Source organism: Vibrio sp. 970, from assembly GCF_033339075.1.
On record NZ_JAWOTW010000862.1, the window covers coordinates 1 to 508 of the forward strand.

1 protein-coding gene is annotated in these 508 nt (G+C 47.2%); it reads right to left on the reverse strand.

Translation table 11 applies throughout. The features are described from left to right. Positions 1-454 (reverse strand): Ig domain-containing protein (locus R7Q11_RS29600; protein WP_225467394.1); only part of this gene is annotated, 454 nt, incomplete at its 3' end. Positions 455-508: the final 54 nt, after the last annotated feature.

Below are 508 nucleotides of genomic sequence, written 5' to 3' on the forward strand. Positions count from 1 at the left end.
CTGCGCGAATGACCGAAACACCCGTTTTCACCGCTGTAATCACACCGCGTTCGTCGATGTTAACAATGTCAGCATTTTCAACGTTCCAAACAACTTGTGATGTAAGGTCGTCTTGAGTGTCATCGTTATAAAAGCCGATGACTTTCACCTGCGCCAGCTCACCCTCTGCAAGCGACACACGGCTTTGGTTTAGTGCAATACGAGACACCACTTTGTCTGGTACTGGCAGCTCTGGAATAACGGGTTCAGAAGGCTCCGGCGGCGTCACCTCTGGCGTTTCAGGAACTTCCGGTTTGGAAACATCAGGAAACTCAGGCACTGGCAGTTCCGGTATTGGCGCTTCAATTTCTGGCTCGTCAGGTAATACTTCTTCTGGCAAGCTCATTGGTGGTTGGCTAGTGCTGCTTCCACTGTCGCTATTACAACCAAACAAACTCGTGACGAGTAATAGCATTGCGATCTTATTAAAAGTATTTTTGCTTATCATAGAGTCAAACATTCAAACTTT